This window comes from Clostridioides sp. ZZV14-6150, assembly GCF_020657875.1.
Classification (GTDB): Bacteria; Bacillota; Clostridia; order Peptostreptococcales; family Peptostreptococcaceae; genus Clostridioides.
The window spans coordinates 425682-446101 of the sequence record NZ_JAGWDA010000002.1; the positions used below are offsets into that span (position 1 = coordinate 425682).

General features: G+C 26.1%; 16 protein-coding genes. 1 reads left to right on the forward strand and 15 read right to left on the reverse strand.

What is annotated here, in order from left to right:
• Positions 1-46: 46 nt before the first annotated feature.
• The 6 genes from KGF41_RS04430 to KGF41_RS04455 form a co-directional block, all read right to left on the reverse strand.
• On the reverse strand, positions 47-811 hold the full coding sequence (locus KGF41_RS04430) for an alpha/beta fold hydrolase (protein WP_227856395.1): 765 nt from the start codon (positions 809-811) through the stop codon (positions 47-49).
• Positions 812-964: 153 nt separating this feature from the next.
• Positions 965-1660, reverse strand: coding sequence for a DinB family protein (locus KGF41_RS04435; RefSeq protein ID WP_227850060.1), 696 nt, complete (start codon positions 1658-1660; stop codon positions 965-967).
• 42 nt (positions 1661-1702) lie between these two features.
• Positions 1703-3196, reverse strand: coding sequence for a DEAD/DEAH box helicase (locus tag KGF41_RS04440; RefSeq protein WP_227829549.1), 1494 nt, complete (start codon positions 3194-3196; stop codon positions 1703-1705).
• 350 nt (positions 3197-3546) lie between these two features.
• Complete coding sequence (locus KGF41_RS04445) at positions 3547-4089, reverse strand: N-acetylmuramoyl-L-alanine amidase (protein ID WP_227829550.1); 543 nt, start codon at positions 4087-4089, stop codon at positions 3547-3549.
• 472 nt (positions 4090-4561) lie between these two features.
• On the reverse strand, positions 4562-5575 hold the full coding sequence (locus tag KGF41_RS04450; protein WP_227841564.1) for a DUF11 domain-containing protein: 1014 nt from the start codon (positions 5573-5575) through the stop codon (positions 4562-4564).
• 27 nt (positions 5576-5602) lie between these two features.
• Entirely contained in the window at positions 5603-6100 is a 498-nt protein-coding gene (locus KGF41_RS04455) for an SPOCS domain-containing protein (RefSeq protein WP_227829552.1), read from the reverse strand.
• 258 nt (positions 6101-6358) lie between these two features.
• On the opposite strand from KGF41_RS04455, the gene KGF41_RS04460 reads away from it, so the two are divergent.
• Entirely contained in the window at positions 6359-7615 is a 1257-nt protein-coding gene (locus KGF41_RS04460; RefSeq protein WP_227829553.1) for an MFS transporter, read from the forward strand.
• Between the two features lie 289 nt (positions 7616-7904).
• On the opposite strand, the gene KGF41_RS04465 is transcribed toward KGF41_RS04460, so the two are convergent.
• The 9 genes from KGF41_RS04465 to KGF41_RS04505 all read right to left on the reverse strand — a co-directional run bounded on the left by KGF41_RS04465 (position 7905) and on the right by KGF41_RS04505 (position 20350).
• A complete protein-coding gene (locus KGF41_RS04465; protein ID WP_227829554.1) occupies positions 7905-8609 on the reverse strand; it encodes an ABC transporter permease in 705 nt (234 codons plus the stop codon).
• Positions 8602-9330, reverse strand: coding sequence for an ATP-binding cassette domain-containing protein (locus KGF41_RS04470; RefSeq protein ID WP_227856396.1), 729 nt, complete (start codon positions 9328-9330; stop codon positions 8602-8604). Before KGF41_RS04470 ends, KGF41_RS04465 begins: the two co-directional genes overlap by 8 nt.
• Positions 9331-9711: 381 nt before the next feature.
• Entirely contained in the window at positions 9712-12015 is a 2304-nt protein-coding gene (locus KGF41_RS04475; RefSeq protein WP_227829556.1) for a glycoside hydrolase, read from the reverse strand.
• Positions 12016-12062: 47 nt separating this feature from the next.
• Entirely contained in the window at positions 12063-12956 is an 894-nt protein-coding gene (locus KGF41_RS04480; RefSeq protein ID WP_227856397.1) for a glycoside hydrolase family 73 protein, read from the reverse strand.
• Positions 12957-13173: 217 nt separating this feature from the next.
• Entirely contained in the window at positions 13174-15471 is a 2298-nt protein-coding gene (locus tag KGF41_RS04485; protein WP_227856398.1) for a glycoside hydrolase family 65 protein, read from the reverse strand.
• The gene (gene pgmB / locus KGF41_RS04490) at positions 15468-16148 is read right to left on the reverse strand and encodes a beta-phosphoglucomutase (RefSeq protein ID WP_227841560.1); all 681 of its coding nucleotides are present in this window, start codon (positions 16146-16148) and stop codon (positions 15468-15470) included. Before pgmB ends, KGF41_RS04485 begins: the two co-directional genes overlap by 4 nt.
• A 113-nt stretch (positions 16149-16261) precedes the next feature.
• A complete protein-coding gene (locus tag KGF41_RS04495; protein WP_227841559.1) occupies positions 16262-17146 on the reverse strand; it encodes a hypothetical protein in 885 nt (294 codons plus the stop codon).
• 226 nt (positions 17147-17372) lie between these two features.
• Entirely contained in the window at positions 17373-19256 is a 1884-nt protein-coding gene (locus tag KGF41_RS04500) for a glycoside hydrolase family 13 protein (protein ID WP_227841558.1), read from the reverse strand.
• Positions 19257-19528: 272 nt separating this feature from the next.
• Positions 19529-20350: a histidinol-phosphatase HisJ family protein gene (locus tag KGF41_RS04505; RefSeq protein WP_227829562.1), complete on the reverse strand. Its 822-nt coding sequence runs from the start codon at positions 20348-20350 to the stop codon at positions 19529-19531.
• Positions 20351-20420: the final 70 nt, after the last annotated feature.

Sequence of the window (20420 nt, forward strand, 5' to 3'; positions counted from 1 at the left end):
CTTTTCCAATGTTTGTTACACATTCTTATGTACAAAGATTTTTAAATTACTTCTTTAAAAATTCTTTAGCTATTTTTGAGAAATCAAGACCATTTGATAAAATTGCAGGATGTCCACCTTTATTAAACACATGTATTTTCCCATTTTTAATCTTTTTAAGAAGTGAAGAAAATGTATTTTCATAAAAATCAAAAGACACTAAAGATACAAATTCATCTTCTTTACTTCCTGTTAAAAGCACATCTGGTTGCATAGTTTCTAGGGGCTTATGAAAAAATTTACCTATAGTTTTATAATGTTCAAAAATAGCTTCTGTATCATTATCTACTACTTGCTCCCAATTTTCGCCTTGATTGTAAATATAAAAAGCTTTTGCATCATCATCTTGCTTTGATGCTTCACGCTCTAATTTTACATTTTGCACAAATGACTCTAGAGGAACCTCTCCTTCAAAACTATCTGCAATTACCTTATTCACTAAATCAGGTCTTTCAAGTGCAACATTTAATGCAACAATAGCTCCTCCACTACTACCAATTATGTTTACTTTTTTATAGTTCATCTTTTCTAAAAAACATATAACTTGCATAGCTTCATCAAACCATAAATCGACAGAAAACTTATCAACCATTTGAGATTTGCCATGACCCACAAAATCAATTAATATTACTTTATATTCATCTTTATAAAAATCTATTATATTCTCAAACATCTTAGAAGAAGCTGTATTTCCATGTAAAAAAAGTAATGGCGTACCATCTCCAATTTCATTATAGTAGCACTGTTTGTTATTATAGTTAAAATATGCCATATATTTCCCCCTTTAATATTTCTATAAATATATATTTACAACTTACATTTAAAATAACTATTGTCATAAACACTTAAAAATAGTATAGCTTAGAGTATAGCTAAAATCAATAATACCTTTAGTTGATTTGTTATTTACTTAATTTATTGTAATTTAACTTCTGTAAAGTTTCTTTTTTGTACGAAAATGTTCTTTCCATTTGCAACAATCATTCAAGTGAAGTATAACATGGCGAGTAGGAGGCATAAGCAAAATGCCAGCAATATCTTTATTCCCCCAAAAGTCCAGCAACCAAATAGAATCTCCATGCTTTGTTACTCCACCAGTTACCAAAATCCTTTCTAAATCAATTGGAGAAACCTTTCGCTTCATATCTTCAGATTTCAACTTCTTAATAACCTCTCTTGTGTTTTTTGCAACTTCATTTCGATAGCAAAGCAATTCATCAATATTGATACTTTTACTTAAATTCATAATTTCATTATCAGAGAGAGTATTTCCTGTATCTGTAATGAAAACATTCAATCTCTCTTTCCATTGTTCATTAAAAATTTGTTCTTTTTGGGCAACCAGTACATTTACTGTTAAATCTTCAATCCTTGCAATATGCCACAAAACCCACGCAATAGTTTCGTCCTTACTTGTTGGCATAATAGCATATTCATTTCTGTTTAAGTCATAAATAAGCTTGTCCACTTCATTTTTTTCTGTATTTGATATTTCTGAGAGATGTAATTTTGAATGAATTTCCAAAAATAGTGCTTTCGCCTGTTCTATTTTTTCTTCTTTACGTATGATTTTATTTAATTCTTTGTGTACTTCACTTAACCCATTTCCAAAATATTTCATAATAATACCTCTTAATCAAATTCTTTTTTCTATTACACTGAATTATCGTATATCTCTTTTCACCTTAACCATTTTTTTCTTTATAGGTATCTCCTTATATTTTTTTAATATTAAATCTCCCTTGTGATTTAATATATCTATATATGAACATAAATCTTTAACTTCGATTACACCTATATCATCATTAGTAATACCTTTTATATTGCTAAATGCTCCAACTATATCTAAGACCCTTATTTTCTTCTTTTTACCAGCATTTAAATATAATCTAACAACTTCATTTTCTAGATTTGGTTTTATACATTTACTTTTGTGTGGATTTTTATCCATTTTTTTTCTTTTCGATACTTCTTTCAAAATTTCTTTTGAATATTCTTCAAATAAAACTTTACCCTGTATAATACTACTTTGTTCTATATTAGTTAACTCATTTATTTTATATCCTACATATGTTTCTATATTCTCTATATATTTTTCATCCTTTTCATCTACTATAGTAATAGCTTTTCCACTATTTCCTTTTCTCCCAGTCCTACCTATTCTATGTATATAGTTTTCCTTATCTTGTGGTACATCATAATTTATCACTAAAGAAATATCATCAATATGTATTCCTCTAGATGCTACATCACTACTAACTAATACATTAAACTTTATATTTTTAAAATCCTTAATCACAAATATTCTTTTTTCTTGGGATAAATCTGCATGTAACTCTCTTACCAAAAAACCTTCCTTACTCATTTTGTTATATAATTTAGATACTTTTTCTTTAGTATTACAAAATATTATTACACTTCTTGGATTTTCACTGTATATTAATTCTTTTAAAACTATATACTTATTTCTTTCCTTTGACTTGATTATTTTGTCATCTATTTGTCTTAATCCTTCATTAGTATTACTTTCATTTCCTTCTACATTTATAATACTATAATCTGGCATATATTTTTCACATATATATTCTATCTCTTCACCTATCGTAGCTGAAAAAAGACCTAACGTTCTCTCTTTCGGTATATTGGTTAATATTGTTTCCATTTGTTCAAGAAAACCTTTGTTAAACATTTTATCAGCTTCATCTATTATTAAATACTTCATTTTTTCTAAATTAATAGTACCTCTATTTATATGGTCAATTATTCTACCTGGAGTAGCTACAACGATATGAACCCTTTGTTTTAACTCAGCTATTTGTTCTTTTATAGATTGTCTACCAAATATAGCACTACATCTCACCTTCTTTAACCTTCCTATATCTGATATTTCATCTTTTACCTGTAGTGCTAATTCTCTCGTTGGTACTACTATAAGTGCTTGAATATTATTATACTCTATATCAATATTTTCACATATAGGTATTGCAAAACTTGCTGTTTTCCCACTTCCTGTTTTTGATTTTACTGCTATATTTTTATTATTTAACAATTCTGGAATAACCTCTATTTGTACCTTAGAAGGCACATTATATTCTAAATTTTTTAATGACTTAAGTATCTTTTTATCTAATTTAAAACTTTCGAATGTATATTTCATATGTTACCACCTTACTATATTTATTTTCATCTTATCAATTATATTTTTCTCCATTCTATTATTATAATGTAAGATGTCAATATTTTTATAGTTTTTATTATCCTACATATATAGATTTTCGCAACAAAAAATTATAAACTAGTCCTTAAATCAAAATAAAATCTTACAAAAAAATACCCCTTATTAACATTGATAAATCAATATTTTCAAGGGGTATTTTTTTAGATAATTTAATCGACTTAAATAGACTGAATTAGTATACTTTTTAGGTTTAATTTATATTTCTAGACATTGTTTCAATTTATATCTAAGATTAAAAGGTATTAATCAATACCTAAATTACCATAATCTCACATACCTATATCTTTATTCAAAATACCTTCTGTTATTAATCGTGCTATATAGTCATAACCTGCTTCATTGGCTTTATTACAATCATCCATATTATCACAGAAAAAACTTTCAATTTGTATTGCAACTGGATTGGTGTTTCTCAATATATATAAATTTTCTCTTTTTTTAGCTCCTCTATTTTCAAATAGTTCCCCAAGTTTATTAGATACTCTTTTAGCATATTCTAATCCTTCATTACCATAATAAAGTACTTCTGCACCAAAGCTTTTTCCATCACTTTTATTTAAATGTAGCTCTACTAGTAAATCATATTTGCCACTATTTATTTTTGGAACTCTATAAAAAAACTCTTCCTTTTCTGCTACAAAATGTCTTTCTGGACAAATTATTACATCTACTGCATTACCTTGACTTATAAGCATCTCTGCTAGCATAGGAGCTAATTTTTTATTATAACTATACTCATCAACTATTGCATTTACACCTGTACTTTTTCCACCTTTTAGTATACTATGACCTACTGTTATGCATATTTTCATTTACTTTTTGTCACCTTCTTTTAAAGCTAAAATTTATATAATAGTAATATGATTTTAAAGTTATTACTAGTAATAATATATTAATTGAAGATGGCAAAAGTTCTCATAACTTATCATTTTTTTAACATATTTGTCTTATTTTAGCGTAAATCTAGATGCTTAATTTTATTTATTACAGATATATTGTAAGCTAAAAGTTCCTCAAGAATCACAAATTTCTTATCTCTAACTTTGCTAACACTTTTATTCTTAAACTATATACTTGTCATTATAATATTAGAATAAATTGTTTGGTAAGAGGTGATTATTAAGGATTTATAATCGATTTATAAGTCATAAATACTTGATAATTGATTTTTTATAATTGACACCGTTTTAACACAATTATCACCTTATATCTAATCTATAATAATATTTGTATACATTAAACTATATAGTTACTTTAGTAATTTTAAATTTTATGTACAACTAATTAATAGTATAATAGAAGTGATGTATTTATAAATAATTCACCATTATTCAGTTCATTTATTGATACATGTTCAGTTTTTATATTTATACTTTTTACATCTTCATAAACTATTCCAACAGGTGAACAAATAGAGCAAGAGAAACCAAAAGTTTTAGTTACTTTTTTAATTTTGTTAGTATTAATATTAATTTGATTTTTGTAATTTTTTATATTTTCATTAGCCATTTTTATATTACTTCTATAGTCCTTATCTTCTTGAGTGTCATCAATATTATCTGATTTATTTACTGATTTAAATCTACTATGATTTCTACAACTATAATCCATTTCAAACTCTATACTTCCAACAATTATTAAATTACATAGTTTTAAATTTTTTTCTTTATTTATAGGATTTTTTATAAGTTTTACATCGAGTATTTTGCTATTTGTATTCACTTTTAATATATCTTTTAGATTTTTAGGTGCTTTTAAAGTATTACTTATATTTAATTGTTTAAATACAGCTTTTTTAATACTTGTATAAACACAATTACTTTCTATTGATATTTTCATTGGAAATTTTTCCATATCATACTTATAATAATAATATATATTAGCGTGGTTTTCTATAACCCTGCATGCTGAATTTGCTAATACTATACTTTTAAAAGATATTTTTTTTTTACAATTTCCATTTATCTTACCTATGTAAAAACCTTGTTGTGGATTTAATTCACCTTTTTTGATACCATTAACTTCTACAGTATTATTTATAAACTTTATGTATTTAGAAATATAATCTTTAAAAAATATATTCCCAGTTTTGCGATTACTTATATTTGTAACAACAATAGTATATGTTAAAATATCAAATACAGATGCATATTCTTTATCAACATATTTTTCTACCTTTAAAATATTTCCACTGATATCATTTGAAATAATATTACTAAAAGTAGTTTTTGTTATTATAGGGCTTCTAGATAATAACTTATAACTAAAATTTTCCCCATATTCATTGATACCTCTCATTGCACCCACCTTTCTATAATTTAAACATTATCTTATTTTAAAATTATTGTCATAACTTATAATTGTAGTTACACTTATAAATAAATTATTTTCATCTAAAATAGATGATGTTATATCTTGTATAATATACTTTAAATTAATTTTATCGTTATTTTTAATTCCTCTAGGCATTTGTATAAATGTACTAAAAGGTATTTTTAATTCAAGTATATTTTTCTTTGTAGGATTCCTATTTCTTTTAGCATTACTTATGTTTTCTAACCTTATATTAGCATTTATATCACCAACTAAAATTAACTTTTTACCCGTCATCTGCTCATCCTCTAATGACATACATTCTATTGTATCAATCAATTTTATATCGTGGATATTCATGCCACAAACAGATGTGTCTAATAAACTTACTCCAGATTTTTTAGAAGCTAGCTTAAAATTTTTATATGTATTAAATTGAGAAAAGTAAAATGTATTTTCTAGACTTTCACATTCTTCCAGATTATATATAACCTTATCTTTTTCATACATGATTTCATCAATCTCCCTATATCTATATATTAATACTATTCATTATAACTATTTCAAATTACTATTTTTAATTTAGTATCAAAGAAATATCGCTATTCATAAGATACTATATATTTTTAATAGATATAATACCTTTTATTTAAACTAAAAATATAATTTTAAAATTATAAATTAAGTATATCTATTGACTTCTTATTTATAATTGATTATAATCTTTATAGACCGACGGTCAGTCTTTAAAAGTGAGGTGTTCTAAAAATGCAAGATTTAAATAAAATGAATAGTTGTTTTAATAAGAATTTTAATCTAATAGTACTTGGTCAAATTATCTCTATACTTGGTTCATCGTTGTTAAGATTTGGACTTTCCACTTATATTTTAGATACGACAGGACGTGCAGACATATTTGCAGCTTTATATGCAATATCAAACATACCTCTTTTATTTTCTCCAATTGGTGGTGCAATAGCGGATAGATTTAATCGTAAAAATTTAATGGTCATCTTTGATTTTATGAGTTCGATTATTATTTTTACGTTTATTTGTCTTCTTTCCTCTTTAAACAATTCAATTATATTAATTGGGGTTATTATGGTACTATTGTCAATTATTAGTTCTATGTATCAACCTACTGTGCAGGCAAGCATACCTTTAATAGTAAATGAAAAAGATTTAGAACAAGCAAATGGAATTGTAAATGGAATTGGCTCTCTTTCAAGTATGTTTGCTCCTGTTCTTGGAGGTTTGTTGTATGGTCTTATTGGAATTAAGATGCTTCTTATTACAAGTTGTATTGCATTTTTTCTATCCGCAGTAATGGAAATGTTTATTCATATACCTTTTAATAAAAGAGAAGTTAATGGAAGCATAGTATCAACAATAGTCAGTGATATGAAAGAAGGATTTTCTTATGTTATAAAACAATCTTATATTAGTAAAGCCATGATTCTAGCAGCTTCTTTAAATTTATTTTTGACTCCATTCTTACTTGTAGGAATACAATATATTTTACGTATAACAATGCATAGTAGTAATAATATGTATGGCATAGGGATAGGAATTATTGAATTTAGTAGTGTTTTAGGTGCACTTTCAATAGGTATGTTTGCTAAAAAAATGAAAATGAATACATTATATCGCTGGTTAATGTTAATTAGTATTTTGATGATACCAATGGCCATTTCTGTTTCACCTTCAATGCTTAAACTAGGATACTATCCATCTTTTATATTACTATTTATTTGTGTTATACCTATAGCCATGTCTATGACAATTATTACTATATTCGTTTTAACTATTGTTCAAAAACAAACTCCTAATGAATTATTGGGGAAAGTAATGGCTACTATTACAGCTGTATCACAGTGTGTTGCTCCAGTTGGTCAAATTATGCATGGAAAATTATTTGAAGTTTTCAGTTCTAGAGTTTATATACCTATAGTATGTATGTTCATAATTATGCTATCAATTTCAATCCTTGCTAAATATCTGTATAAGAATGAATCAAAGGCATAAAATATAAAATAATTAAAAAGGATTTAATTCTTTTATAAAAAGCCTATAGTAAAAGGGCATATTTAAAGTTTTAAATTTATTTATTAATATTGAGATAACAAAAATGCTAAATCAAGTAATTAAAGTAAAATAAACATACTATTTATAATTATTTTTAAATATACAAACTGATTGGAAAACATACTTTAATCATCTACAAAACGGTAAAAAGCAACAGATAAATAAAGTATGACACCTTATTATTATCTGTTGCTTTATTCATTAGAACTATCTTTAATTAAATATACAATTATACTTCTATGTCTTCGACTTTTGAGATAAGCCATAAGTACGAAAGTACAGCTAATACTGCTGCTACTATCCAGACAATAATAAAAGGAATATATGTGTGAATCATAGTTGTTACAATGTTAGCAGTGCATGAGGCAAGAATAACAGAGGCTATAATCGTTGTTTGAATGGAATATTTTCGAAATCCAATGCTAGCAGAAATTACACCTATAAATAAAGAGAATACAGCACACAAAATTGTTTCAATGATAATCTTAAAAAACAATCCAAGAGTAAAATTATCAGAAATCATAGGAAAAATAGCTTCTGTCATCGTAAATATAAGTAGGGAAATAATCGTTCCAATCAACATAAAGCTCAAACATAATGTAGCTATTAATACAATCTTTGAGTTCAATAAAGTCTTTCGATTTATTGGATAAGTAAAAATTAAAATTGCATTTTTCCCAGAATATTCTTTTATAACAAATGTGGAAAACAATGCAGATGATAAAATGGCATAAGCTACCATTTGTAAAACGTTAGTGATTACCCAAATATTATGGTAATTAGAAAACTCAGCAGAATCTGTGTCTCCTCCTAAATAAGCAATCATAGCAAATGTATATAAAAATCCTAATACACATAAAGTAATAATACCCATGGCATTAAGATAAGGGCGAATTTTATTTTTTTTTAGTTCTAATTTTATAAGTTTATACACAGTTGTTTCCTCCATTCATTATTTCAAAAAAATACTCTTCCACACCATTGGGAAATTCTTGTTTTACTGTAGACATAGGAATTTCTTTTAAAATACTTCCATTTGAAATAATACCTATTGTATCAGCTATATACTCTATTTCACTTAATATATGACTTGAAATAATAAGTGTCATATCATATTCTTTTGCAAGTGTTTTGAATAAATCACGCATTTGTTTTATTCCCATAGGGTCAAGACCATTGATAGGTTCATCAAGTAAAAGAATATCTGGATTATGTATGATTGCACGAGCAATCCCCAACCTTTGCTTCATACCCAAAGAGAACTTACATACCTGTAGCTTTCCAGTATTTTCGAGTCCTACTTTTTGCAAAACAGCATTTATATCTGCACCAGAAAAATTCATGTAAGCGTTATGTATCTTTAAATTTTCCTCCACTGATAAATGTTCATAAAAAATAGGTGTTTCTATAATACATCCAATTTTTCTTAAAATATTATTACGATTTTCTGATATATTCATATCAGAAATCATTATATTCCCAGCGGTTGGTTTTAATAAACCAGCTATCAATTTTAGTACTGTAGTTTTTCCAGCTCCATTTGCACCCAAAAATCCATAAATACTTCCTTTCTCTACATTTATGTTACAATGTTTGATAACCTCTTGATTATCAAATACTTTTACCAAATCTTGAACTTTAATGATTGTATTCATTTTCGTTAATATTTTCCTTTCTCTATGAATCAGTCTTTGTTTTTAGTGTTTATTAAACATTTCAAATTTGATTCTTTCATAAAATAATATCACTTCAAATAGACAATATGATGTCTTATTTAAGAATACTATCTTTAATTCAAAAAGTCAATATATTGTCTAAAATAAAATTTATATTTATTAAAAGGTACAATGGGTAGGGTATATGTTGGAATAGTTCAGATATTTAATATTACTTGGGCAAGGTTTTCAATATTAAAAATGATATAAAAATAGTGACTATCTTAATTTTAATAATTAAGATAGTCACTATTTTGTATAGTCTAATTAAATATCATTTTATTTTATATGTGAGTTTAATAGAATTTATTTTCATTAAATCTATTGTTCTGGTTTATAAATAACTTTCTTATTATTATCATATATTACCAAAGAATTTGACTTTACAATTTCATTTTCATATTTAACATCTTTTCCAGAAAAATTAGCTACTACTTTTAAATCCTCTCCATATTTAGTCATTTGAACTAATCTATCATCAGAAATAAACTCAAAGTCTGTCATTTCTCTTTTAATAGCCTTTTTATTAAACTCTGACCATACTTTATCATGAGAAATTATTTCACCTTTATGTTTTTCCCATTCAGTTCTATCTATATAATACATAGGTGGTGTATTATATAATACTTCTTTCATCATTCTACTTCCAACTTCATCCTTAATTTTAAAAGTTCCCCATAACCATTGATGAGAAGATACAACAGAATCATTATAAACTAATCTAAATAAAGGTAAAGAATAAGTTGGGTCTATAAATATTTTTTTGTATTTTTCTTTTACAGGTATCTGTTTCGAAAAGACTTCTGGTACTCCTCCTGTTGGAGAATAGTATCTGCCAACATAATATTCACTTTCTTTGTTCTTGCTCATATCTTTATCTACCCAAGCAAATGCTGGTGTCTCAAGCCCATGTGCAAATGCTATAGTACCACTTGCAAAGTCATTTCCTCCTTCTGAACCTATAACCATATTAGCATTATCTCTTATATACGACATTCTTTCGAGTCTGGCTTTTAAATCTTGTGACTGTGTTGTTATATGATTTGGAGAATAATCATCAAAAATTTCTCCTGTAGCATCACAGTCTATAAACCAAGAATTAAATTTATACCCTTCATCCAATATACTTTTTACTCTCTCTTTTACACTTGGTAAAGACAATGTAGGATTTAGTTGTCTTCCTTCTCCTTGAAATCCAGATTCTTTTTCACCTTTTTTATTTTCTATAGTAGCATTTTCATATAGTGACTTATCTTTAAATGCTGCCGTACTCCATTTTTCTTCCCCTGGCTTGTGTATAGAATGGTATGAATCATATGGTCCTACAAGATAACCTAAATCATTAGCTCTTTTGACTATCTCTGGTGATACATAACCATCTTCCATATCATCAAACCCTATCCAAGCATTATCAATACCAGATTTATTCATATCATTAATTACATCAATTGTATTATATCTTGCCCATGTATCAATTTTATTCACACTATCCCCTAGTTTTGACTTTAATAGCTTCTTGTTAAACTCTATAAGTTCTACTCTATTTAATTTAGATATTCCTTTATCTAATACTTTTTTTATTTCTTTATCATTACTATCAAAAACCTTACTATTATAAAAAGTATTTAGTTGCATAACTTGATTAAACGCTTGAACTATTTGATTTTTTTGATATTTATCTATATAATCTTGATTTCTTATCTGGTCAAGTACAGTTATAAATTCACTATTATCAGGTTTTTTACTTAAGAGTTCTTTCATCCAATTAATTAAATCGTCTGATAAATTTTTCTTTAATTTGTCCCATTTAATATCACTTACTGTTATTATAGATTTGTCTGCAAAATAAATCTGTGGAGCTCCATAAAGCTTTTTAATGTTTTCATTATCCTTAGATTTCTCTTCTAATGTTTTAAACCCCCCTTTATCAACTATATAATTTTTATATGTTTTGGCTACATCTGTAATATTTTTGTCAGTCAAATATATCTTAAATCCATACTCTTTATTTTTATTTATACTTGGATATTCATGTGTAAATGTAAAATTAATTTTATCTTTAGAATTAAATTTAATCTCATTATTAAACTCATTTTCAATAATATAAAGCACAGAATACTTTGTCTTATTTACTGCAAAAAACTGCATTGAAAAGGATTCTATGACATTGTAAGCTGATTCATTTAAATGCTCTTTCCAGTACTTATCATTACTTGGTATAAACTTGCCTTCATAAAGTGGTAACACATAACTTTCGCCTTCAATTCTTGGCCAATTAAAACTAGCTTCTTTTTCTGAATTAGATTTAATGTCTACATCTAAATAGCTTTTCTCCTTTTTTATATTTATGTCTATGTTTTCATCAGGATATGTCCATGATGTCTCTGTCTTCGTCTTTTTAAAATTTGACACTTTCCTTTCTTTTAATGGTTCAGATATCTTTTCCTTTAAACCATTAGATTCTACTGATACCTCAAAAGTTTCTGGTTTTACTTCAAAATTAAAATCCAGATTTTTGACATTATACATAGATGATGTGTCATTAATCACCTCACTACTACTACATCCAGTGATAATAGTTGCAATAATTATACAACTTGTAAATACCGAGAATATTTTTTTCATAAAAGCCACCTCCTCGATAAATATATCATCATTATGTTACGTCAAGGTTACATTTTACTTTGAATTTCACTATCTATTAATTGAAGATTATATTGTTGAATTAATTCTATTAGACGTTTTGCATATATGTTATTTCCACTTTCATCTTTTGCAGTGCTATAACCTGCTTTTTCTAATGCTTTAGCTTGATAGATATATGTTTTTGCATCAAATACACCATTGGCTTTATATCTTTTATTTGTAGCTAAAAATTTTGCATGGTCTTTTATAGATTCACTTTTAGCATCATATATTCTAAATTTATCATCTATAATTGTATCTAAATGTTCTTTTGTTTCTAAAGTAACTGATTTTCCTTTCCAATAGGCATCGGCCTTTATACCAAATAAGTTATTATACTCTTTTGCTAAACTTGATTTACCCCAACTAGATTCAATTATTGCTTGTGCAATAGTTATAGATGGCAGTATTTTATAATTTTTATAGTTTTGTATAGCGGATGTTTCAATCTCATTAATAAATTTCATGTATTGTGTGTCAGATTTTAATCTTTCTGGCTTTATGCCATAATCTTTAAGGTCATCTATATAATCATTAACCAATCTTTTTTGTTTATTATTGAATTTTAACTCATTTAAAACACTACTTAACTTTTCTACTTTATTATTTTTAGAAAAATCTTTAACAAATAAATCTGATACTTCTTTTATTTGTGAATCATTAACTTTTTCTAACTTATTTTTATTTAATACAGCAATAATGGAAGCTACATACTTCCAATTAACTTGTGCATTATTTTCACTTGCTAAATCAGCATATTCTATATACTTACTAACATCTATATCATCCTTATTTATCTCTTTAATTGAATATTCTTTTACTAATACCCCTATTCCAACTACTATTATTAGTATTGCTACAATGAACTTCTTATTCTTCATAAATTATTTCCTCCCTTATATTCTCTACAGAATACAATATACCCTACTTTTGTTACATATTCTTTACGAAATTATGAAGATTTTATGAAGATTTATGTAATATATTTAATTTAAAGCACGATTATTGTTATAATATATAGGTTTGCATTAAATAAAAAATAGTTAAAATAAATTTTAAATTAGATAAATTTATTTTAACTATTTATACAATAAAACATTATTTTAATTTATTTCTATCAATCTCTATAGATTTTTCTAATATATACTCTTTTCCATATACAATAATTCTTATTGGTTTTCCCTTTAAATTTTCTATCTTAATCAAATTACTATATACATCAACATTGATATTATTATCTCTATAATTTATATTAAAAGAATAATTCTTCCATTCTTGAGGCAACCTAGGCTCAAAAGATAGAGTTTCATTCCATGTTCTCATACCTGCAAATCCATGTACAATGGAAAGCCATGAGCCAGACATTGAGGTTATATGAAGACCATCATTAGTATCATTATTATAATTATCTAAATCAAGTCTAGCTGTTCTTGAGTATAATTCATAAGCTTTTTTTAGGTTATCTACTTCAGAAGCAATAATAGAATAAACACTAGAAGATAAAGAAGATTCATGTACAGTATATCTCTCATAAAAATCAAAGTTTCTCTTTTTCTCTTCTTTAGTAAACCTATTTCCAAAATAATAAATTCCTTGTAACACATCCGCTTGTTTTATAAAGCAAGACCTAAGAATCTTATCCCAAGACCATTTTTGATTAAGAGGAAGATTCTCTTTTGGCAAATCTTTTACCTCTATAAATTCCTTATCTAAAAAATTATCATTCTGAACTATTATTTGTAATTCTTCATCATATGGCAAATACATTTTCTTTGATATTATTTTCCAGTCCTCAATTTCCTCTCTACTTATATTATTTCTTTCAATACATTCGCTGTACTCTTTTTCTAACTTTAAGACATTTTCTATAGCATATTCCAAACACCACTTGGCTATATAATTAGTATACCAATTATTATTAATATTGTTTTCGTATTCATTTGGGCCTGTAACTCCATGTATCATATACAAACCTTTTCTTGTAGATAAATGTACTCTGCTAGCCCAAAATCTAGCTACTTCTATTATTACATCTATACCCTTTTCTTTCATATATTCAAAATCACCTGTATAATTTGTATAATTATATATTGCATATACTATACTTCCATTGCGATGAATCTCTTCAAATGTTATCTCCCATTCATTATGACATTCTACTCCATCAAAAGTAACCATTGGGTATAAGGCTCCCTTAAGTCCAAGTTTTTTTGCATTATCTTTTGCTTGCTTTAGCTGATTGTATCTATATACTAAAAGATTTCTTGCTACACTCTTATCTGCCACACCTAAATATACTGGAAGACAAAATGCTTCTGTATCCCAATAAGTAGCACCTCCATATTTTTCACCAGTAAATCCTTTTGGTCCTATATTTAATCTTGAATCTTCTCCATAATAAGTCGAGAATAGTTGAAATAGATTATATCTTATACCTTGTTGACTACTCTTATCCCCTTCTATCTTTATATCTGCACTTTCCCATCTTTTATTCCACAATTTTGTATGTTTATTTAAGATATCTTCGTAATCTTTAAATATTTCTATATTTAAAATATCTTCACATCTCTTTAATAACTCATTTTCACCATAATCTCTAGTAGAAGTTATTGTTACATATTTTTCTATTCCAATAGTTTCATTTTCTAAAATATCCATTGTTATTGAATTTTCACAGTAATTATCAGTACTTAAATAAGATATATCATCTACTTTACCTCTTGTTTTAATATGCATCATTGCACCTACTGTAAATATTGGTGTATTAAATGTATTTTCTTTTGTACGTGAAAGTATCTTTCCTCTATATTCTGAGGAACTTGAAGAAACTGCATTCCAAAATTCTTCTTCATAATTTGAATCTTCATTTTTTATATTTGAATCTAAGTATGGAATAAATTTTATTTTAGCGCTAGAATTCAAAGCTTTTATATCATACTTTATTACAGCTAATTCCTTAACTGATATGCTTAAAAATCTTGTTATATTAGCTTCAAATTTTTTGCCATTAATATTCACAGTAAATTTGCGCTTTAAAATACCATTTTTCATGTCTAATTCTCTATAAAAATTTTCAACATTACATTTTGCAAGGTCTAACTCTACACCATCTATGAAAATTCTTATCCCTATATAATTAACTGAGTTAGGAATTTTACCAAAGTATTCTGGATATCCATTTTTCCACCATCCAACACGAGTTTTATCTGGAAACCATACTCCAGCTATATAAGAACCTCTATGACTATCTCCGCTATATCTTTCCTCATAGTTTCCTCTCATACCCATATAACCATTGCCTATACTCATTATAGACTCTGCTAATCTATTTTCTTTAATTTCAATCTTGTCTTGTATAATTTTCCACTCATTTATATTATCAAACAAACATTTCATATAACGCTCCTAACTATATACTTATTATACTCACTTAATATATACTTAAAATTTAACTGACTTGTTGAATTTACAAGTAAATTTGCTTTTTTTAGATTTTTATAATCTCCAACTCCAACAGAAAACATATTGGCTGAGTTTATAGCATCAATACCTGCACTTGCATCTTCTATACCTATACAATTTTTAGGATTTACACCAAGCCCCTTTGCTGACATGAGAAATATATCTGGATATGGTTTGTTGTTCTTACATTTTGATGCATCCGCTATGAAATCAAATTGGTCACTTATGCCTAGATGTTTTAATACATTTGTGGCATTCTTACTTGCAGAAGACAATCCTATCTTTATATTATTAGATTTTATATCATCAAGTAAATTTTTTATACCTGGTAAAATATCATTTGAAGTTATCTTGTTTATTAAAGATACATAATAGTTATTTTTGTCTTCAGCCATTTTCATTTTTTCTTCTTCCGAAAATGAATCTTTTTTATATCCATATTCTAGTATTTTATTTAATGATTCCATTCTACTTATACCCTTTAAAGACTCATTAAATTCCTTATCTATATCTATACCAATCTCATCAGCTAGTTTTTTCCAAGCTAAATAATGATAATCTGCTGTATCTGTAATCACTCCATCTAAATCAAATATAAATGCTTCAAGCATTCCTATACCTCTTTCTCTATAAGGATTTTTTAGACTAATAATTAATTTATTTTGCGTCTATATCTCATATTTTAGATATTCTTTTATATTTTAAATATTCTTTATAGAACTATTCAATCTAATTCACTCTTTAATTCAAAACCCACATCTATTTCACTCTCTTGCACACCATATTTTTTTATCACTCTAGAAAAATTTGACCACATCTTTCCAGAAAAAGCATTTAAATAATTTATATTGCAAATAAATTTCCCATCTTCAATTTCTTTCTTATATAGTCGTGGTCCCACTATATATACAGGAAACATAGCCCATGCTTTTTCCCCTCTGTATTTTTTTATAACTTTTGTATAATTTTCATTCTTCATAATACATACTAAAAATACACATACAAACGGATTTTCTTCAATATCTATACCAAAAGAAAAAGATATATCCTTTCCAAACTCTTTTTCTATTTTACACAAATCCTCTTTAACCTGTTTTTCAAGTTTTCGTGAAGCTTCATTACAAAACTTTTTAATTTCATTAGATTGAATTGGAATCCAAAGTGGCATATCTGATATATAATCTATACTTTTATCATCAAATGGTAATTCTCTTCGCTTCATTTCAGCTATAGCAGACAGATAATTTTTATCAGATATAAAAAAAATTGCAATTTTATTATTATCTACATATATTTTAACTGGACATTCCTGCTTCTTATTATTTATTGAAATTCTAGTAATATCACGATATGAATACTCTTTTTCACGCCCTATGAATTTACGAACTTTAATATTATATAAATCAAAAATAATATACTTTCTTGTATATTTGAGAATTGAAGTTAATCCATATATTGTAAGTGTAATAGTAATTACTAATATGTAATACTGTTTAATATATACACAAAATACACTTAATACAATCCCAATTGATAAAAATATCAAACCTAAAATTAAATTTACACTACTAGACTTTACTGTAAATATATATTCTTTATAGTCATTCATGTTTTCCCTTCCCTCTACTTATTCAGTAATTCTCCTTTTTATTAAATTACAAAATAATTAAAAACTTCAATATTTATTTTCATCTAAATAAAAACTTTTCTTAACAAGTTTTATTACAAATCACCTGTATATAAAATTATACTAAATTCATTTATTATAATTAAAGATACTTTATTTAAATAATATAAAAAGTTATAGTTAATTTTAAATCAAGCACATTGTTACATTATTTTAAAATAATAAACTCGTATTTTTTTAATGTTATTTCTTCCTTTAAATCAATTATCTTTTCTTCATATAAATCTTTTACTTTTCTATTCATCAAGTAATCTGGTAACTTTAAGATTAAATCTTTGGATGAATTATTTATTATTACTGTAATAGATTCTTTTTTTAATATAATTGTTCCATTTTTTTTATCTGATAGTATCCACTCATTTGATACAGTTCTAAGCTCTCTATTTGATTTACGAAGTCTAATAATCTTCTTCATAAAATCAAGTATATCTTTATTCCATTTTTCCTCATTCCATTCCATACATTTTCTTTGTCCTTCAGATACTGGACTTAGTTCTCCTTGCATTCCTATTTCATCACCATAGTATATACAAGGACTTCCTGATTGTATAAACATAAATAAATGCGCAAGTTTAAATTTACCTATATTACCATTTGCATAAGTCAATATTCTAGTAGTATCATGACTTCCAAGTAAATTAAAAATAACTTCATTGACTTGCATTGGATAGCTTACTATTACATCATTTATCATATATTTAAATTCTTCAGCATTTATCTCATTTGTACAAAAGAATTGTTTCATAGCTTCTGACATTAAATAATTCATAACTGAATCAAATTGGTCTCCCATCAACCATGGTAAACTTCCATGCCAAATTTCTCCCAATATGTATATATCAGGTTTTATTCTTTTAATCTCTTGTCTAAATTTTCGCCAGAAAGCATGATCTACTTCATTTGATACATCCAATCTCCATGCATCTATATCAAATTCCTGTATCCAATACCTCCCTACACTCAATAAGTATTCTATTACTTCTGAATTTTCTGTGTTAAGTTTCGGCATGTATTTTTCACACCCAAAAGTTTCATAAGGTATGTTTTTTTCATCTATTTCTTCTATTGGAGTATCAACTTTACTCATATCTTTTATATAAAACCAATCTTTATATCTCGAATTATCCTTATTTTTAACTACATCTTGCCACTGTTTAGAATAATATCCTATATGATTAAATACAGCATCCAACATTATTTTTATATTTCTTTTATGTGCTTCTTCTATCAGTTTTTTCAAAGTAGCTTTATCACCTAAGGTAGGGTCTATTTCCATGTAGTCCATCGTATCATATCTATGATTAGTTTTTCCAACTGTAATAGGACAAAAATAAATTCCATTTACTCCTAAATCGCTCAAATAATCTAGGTGGTCTATTACACCTTGTAAATCTCCACCTGTAAAATTATCTCTTGTTGGAATAGCTCCCCATATATCTACTCCTTCTGGATTTATAGATGGATTTCCATTTGCAAATCTATCAGGAAATATTTGATACCAAACAGTATCCTTTACCCAATTTGGGACTTTAGGTATATCTATATGATTCAAATATGGATATCCAAAAAAATTACTTATTTCACATAACTCTTTCTCATCATTTTCGTTTCCTAATTTTATTATCTTTTTTTCTGTAAATAAAATTTTTTCTTCTTGACCTTCTATTATAAATCCATACCTTGAACGTTTATTTAAAGGCTTACACTCAGCTATCCAATAATCAAATAATTCTGTTTCTACTTCTTTGTTCATCATTATATTTGTTCCACCAGACCAACCAAGTCCAGATGCATTTAGATTCCCTCCTCCTGCACCTCCTTTGTCCCATACATATTGGTCTCCTATCCTTAAGGTCACTTTTTTTACCTCATTTTTTTTAGTTCTAATTCTTATATGTAATGTTTCTCTATCATAGCCATAAGCATAGTTGCTCATTGGTATATGTAATATAGCTTCTTTTGTTAAAGTTTGTTGAGTTGATTCTGTGATTTGATTGTTTAAAGTTATATTTTCTTTATTTTTATTAGACAACTTTATCCCTTCTTTCTAATAATTTACATAATTTAAAGATAGGTCAATATATTTAACTATTATATCATAATAAAAAGATATAATAGTTAAATATCATAACAATAGTTTTCTAAGCTACAATAATCATTTTTATTAAAATAAATCTTATCTTTATTATTTTTTTGCAAAATAAAAACCTCTAGTATTTTCCTAGAGGATACAATGTCATACTATTAATTTTTATACTAACTTTTAAATTATTTAAAAAGACTTATCTATGCTATATTAGCTCTCTATGCTATATTATTAGATTTAACTTTTTCTATGTTTAAAAAATAAGTTTCTCTCTCTTTAAATAATGATACATATTTAAAATCAAGATATTTAAGCATATCATAAGCCACATCAAAATCTTTACATATATCTTCTACTCTATGAGAGTCAGAACCTACAGTAACTATAAAACCTCCAAGTTCTCTATATCTTTTTAAGATATCTTCATTTGGATGTATGGCATTTAATCCATATCTATAACCAGATGTATTTAACTCTATTCCACTTCCATTATTAATTATTGACTTTAAGACTTCATCAATAACATCTTTAAAATCATTATATATTACTCTGTTATCTGAATATATCCCATATCTAGATATATAATCTAAATGTCCATATATATTATAATCTTTAAATTCATGATTAGTTTCAAGTATGCTATTAAAATATTTATAATATGCATCTTCTTTGCTAAGTCCTTCAAAGTATTTTTTCGATGGAACAGGTACATTATCAATTGTATGAGTTGAGCACAATATAAAATCAAAAGGATGTGAATTTATTACATCTTTTATTTCATTTTTTAAATGTTTTCTATATCCTACTTCAACACCTAATAATAACTCTATATCCTTTTTATACTTTTCTTTTAGTTTATTAAACACTGGGACATAGTTGTTATAATCTATACAAAATCCCTTACCTTCATCATGCTCTAAATGGTCTGTAAAAGTTAAATATCTAACACCTATACTTATAGCTTTTTTTATTGTATCTTCCATTGAATCCTTTCCATCACTTGAAAAATTAGTATGAATATGATTATCAATTAAATTCATATTATCCCTCCCTTTATTTTATCTACCTTAATTATACTACAGGTTTATTGTATACAATTGTTAAAAGAAA

Coding starts and splice junctions, on each gene's coding strand:
- KGF41_RS04485 (WP_227856398.1), bottom strand. CDS start 15,471: ATGAAATGTTTGTTTGATAATATAAATGAGTGGAAAATTATACAAGAC.
- KGF41_RS04505 (WP_227829562.1), bottom strand. CDS start 20,350: ATGAATTTAATTGATAATCATATTCATACTAATTTTTCAAGTGATGGA.
- KGF41_RS04475 (WP_227829556.1), bottom strand. CDS start 12,015: ATGAAAAAAATATTCTCGGTATTTACAAGTTGTATAATTATTGCAACT.
- KGF41_RS04455 (WP_227829552.1), bottom strand. CDS start 6,100: ATGTATGAAAAAGATAAGGTTATATATAATCTGGAAGAATGTGAAAGT.
- KGF41_RS04440 (WP_227829549.1), bottom strand. CDS start 3,196: ATGAAATATACATTCGAAAGTTTTAAATTAGATAAAAAGATACTTAAG.
- KGF41_RS04495 (WP_227841559.1), bottom strand. CDS start 17,146: ATGAATGACTATAAAGAATATATATTTACAGTAAAGTCTAGTAGTGTA.
- KGF41_RS04450 (WP_227841564.1), bottom strand. CDS start 5,575: ATGAGAGGTATCAATGAATATGGGGAAAATTTTAGTTATAAGTTATTA.
- KGF41_RS04430 (WP_227856395.1), bottom strand. CDS start 811: ATGGCATATTTTAACTATAATAACAAACAGTGCTACTATAATGAAATT.
- KGF41_RS04470 (WP_227856396.1), bottom strand. CDS start 9,330: ATGAATACAATCATTAAAGTTCAAGATTTGGTAAAAGTATTTGATAAT.
- KGF41_RS04445 (WP_227829550.1), bottom strand. CDS start 4,089: ATGAAAATATGCATAACAGTAGGTCATAGTATACTAAAAGGTGGAAAA.
- pgmB (WP_227841560.1), bottom strand. CDS start 16,148: ATGCTTGAAGCATTTATATTTGATTTAGATGGAGTGATTACAGATACA.
- KGF41_RS04460 (WP_227829553.1), top strand. CDS start 6,359: ATGCAAGATTTAAATAAAATGAATAGTTGTTTTAATAAGAATTTTAAT.
- KGF41_RS04435 (WP_227850060.1), bottom strand. CDS start 1,660: ATGAAATATTTTGGAAATGGGTTAAGTGAAGTACACAAAGAATTAAAT.
- KGF41_RS04480 (WP_227856397.1), bottom strand. CDS start 12,956: ATGAAGAATAAGAAGTTCATTGTAGCAATACTAATAATAGTAGTTGGA.